The sequence below is a fragment of the Paenibacillus sp. UNC451MF genome (genome assembly GCF_000686845.1).
Lineage (GTDB): Bacteria > Bacillota > Bacilli > Paenibacillales > NBRC-103111 > Paenibacillus_S.
Window position 1 is genome coordinate 1 of the sequence record NZ_JMLS01000070.1, and the last position, 2,650, is coordinate 2,650.

2 protein-coding genes and 1 riboswitch are annotated in these 2,650 nt (G+C 38.9%); both genes read right to left on the bottom strand.

What is annotated here, in order from left to right:
• Positions 1-93: 93 nt before the first annotated feature.
• Complete coding sequence (locus BP97_RS0130880; protein ID WP_028552548.1) at positions 94-792, bottom strand: polysaccharide deacetylase family protein; 699 nt, start codon at positions 790-792, stop codon at positions 94-96.
• 108 nt (positions 793-900) lie between these two features.
• Positions 901-1,713 carry a stalk domain-containing protein gene (locus tag BP97_RS38045; RefSeq protein WP_036746879.1) on the bottom strand — a complete coding sequence of 271 codons (813 nt, stop codon included), beginning with the start codon at positions 1,711-1,713 and terminating at the stop codon, positions 901-903.
• Positions 1,712-1,852, bottom strand: a riboswitch (cyclic di-AMP (ydaO/yuaA leader). Its footprint overlaps the gene before it by 2 nt.
• Between the last annotated feature and the right edge of the window lie 798 nt (positions 1,853-2,650).

The following is a 2,650-nucleotide window of genomic DNA, read 5'->3' on the forward strand; positions in this document are numbered from 1 at the left end:
AGCGTCGATGGTACTTGGACCGCAGGGTCCTGGGAGAGTAGAACGTCGCCAAGCAAAAAGCAGTTGATCTTTTAATCAGATCAGCTGCTTTTTTTATTTGCTTTTATTTTTCGCTATAAGGTCGGTCACAGTAACAAATTGAAACCCTTGCTTTTTAAGCTCAGGAATAATTCTCTTTAATGCCTCAACGGTTTGCGAGCAGTCACCTTCTAAATCATGAAACAAAATAATATCCCCGTTATGAACATTAGATAGAACCGTGTGAACGATTTTATCAACTCCAGGTTTTTTCCAGTCCTTTGTATCCTGATACCATGACCACATGACAACCGTTAATTTATCTTCCTTTGTCAAATTAAGAAGATCATCGTTATAAAACCCACCCGGAGGTCTAAATACGTGAGGAATTTGCTCTGTAATGTCAAAAATCACTTCTTGAGTTTGGCGTATTTCTTCAATTAATTTCTTAGACGAAACATTTTTTAAATAATGGTGGTCAAAGGTATGATTTGCAATCTCATGCCCTTCATTAACCTCGCGAATAGCAATAGCGGGGAACATTTGTACTCTTTTGCCTAATACAAAAAATGTGGCTTTGGCTTGATGTTCTTTTAGTAAATCAAGAATTTGTGGTGTATATACGGGGTTAGGGCCATCATCAAAGGTGAGGGCAATGAGCTTTTGGTCGGTAGTAACATTCCAAACGACCTCACTGTTGGGGTTGCTGGAGCCCGCTGTAGTTAGTGCCAATAGGGTACAGCAAAGCACAAACTTATACAGCAATGCTTTCATACGAAGTCCCTCCTCACACTGTATGTTCCTTTAGTCTCTCTTATAAGAGTCTGAATATACAAAAAAGCAGCTGCTGTAGAGCAACTGCCAGAGAAGGGAAATAATTACTTACTTGATAACATAAATTTTAACCTGCTGGATACCGAACTGTTGTGCTTTTGCTTTGTTGTCAGGCACATAAATGTCTATTTTGTTTCCTTTAATTGCACCACCCGTATCGGTAGCTGTTGCAAACATCCCACCAGAAGGGAGTCCATCGTAAGAATAACCTTCAATATACACTTTACTGCCTAGCGGGATGACCGAAGGGTCAACGGAAATTGTACCAACTTGAAGGGGATTTCCAAAGTAATCGATACTCGGATGTCCACCGTTTTCAGCTGGAGAACCAGTGTAGGCGGTTGCTTTACCCTCAATTACTTTTTGATAGGTAGGAGCATACCAGGCTGGAGCATGATACTGGCCATCCTCATCCAATATGGCAATGTGATTAGTTGGATCCCACTGCATTTGAATATGAAGGATATCGGCTAGCATACGGATCGGAAAGTAGGCTCTGCCTTCTACCATCTGAGGAGCTGTTGACAGAGTTACCGCTTTGCCGTTAAAAATTGCAGTTGTCTCTCCAGTAGTAAATGTAACCGTATTCTGTTTGTTCTTAAGGGTAACCTTCAGTACGTTATCTGTCTGCTCCCAGTGGGCTTCATAGCCCAGTTTCTCGCTTACAAAGCGTAAAGGTACTTGTAATGAGTTAGAACTGTCTACAAAGGGCTGAGCGTCCGGAAATGTAATCAGTTCATCGTTGACCTGTACTTTGTAGCTGTAGTCATGCGGAATTGCTGCATGCGCTGCTGATAAGGGCGTTATTATCGATAGTAACAACGCAGATGACAAAATAAGACTCTTTGCAAAATGCTTCATAGTCCCTCCTTGGGCCTCCGAGGTTAGTTGACGGATTCGGGAAGAGGTTTCTCCCTAGTCTGGTTAAACCAAACATTCACCCCATTAAAATCGTCCCCCGTACAAACGGTAATTTAGTTTGATTCGGCATTTTTAGAAGTTACCATACAAAATGAGGTTGTTCAATGCACAAATAAAGCCATTAACTCCCTATTTATGGTCAAATGTACTTTTAATCGAGGAACTGGAAGTTTGTAAAATAAATTAATAAGAGCTTATATTAAGATATTGGGTGGTTGGGGCTGATGGGAGCTTCGGAGAAGGGGGTAATTAGAAGTAATAATAGATTCATCACTAAGGAGGTCTAAAAAAATAAATAAGTGTTGCATAAATAGGGGAGATGAGGCATTAGTTAATTCCTAATCTAGAGTCTGAATAAGGAGCATTAAAGCATAAGAAGTGAGAAAGGGTACCGTCATGGAGTTTAATCATAGTTAGGATAAAAGTGATAGCCAATAGATTTGTTGGTATCTATAATAATTATCTCAATTAGTAGATAACTATTTCTCTCTGCAATGCAGATCGCTGTTATGAAAATACTACTACAGCATAAAACCCGATTATAAATAGAAATCATCAATAGTACGGATAGTCTCAATTTCAACAAGTTAGCTATCGAAAAAAAAATATATAAAAAAACTTGCTATGATACACGATTCATGATATATTGTGTACCTGCCAACGTAACAAGTGTTCAGCTACTAAATAAATGTAACTGACATAAACACTTTAAAAAAGAAATTTTAAAAAAGTGCTTGCATACATTAGGCGGATGTGATATATTAATCAGGTCGCTTTCGACAGATGTCGAAAACGAACGAAGATTGTCCTTTGAAAACTGAACAACGAGTGAATGTTTTAAAGAGAATGAAAATTCTCGCTAGCATTGAATTTTGAG

Bases quoted from the DNA above. Each gene is read 5' to 3' on its own strand.
- BP97_RS38045 (WP_036746879.1), bottom strand. From the start codon at position 1,713: ATGAAGCATTTTGCAAAGAGTCTTATTTTGTCATCTGCGTTGTTACTA.
- BP97_RS0130880 (WP_028552548.1), bottom strand. From the start codon at position 792: ATGAAAGCATTGCTGTATAAGTTTGTGCTTTGCTGTACCCTATTGGCA.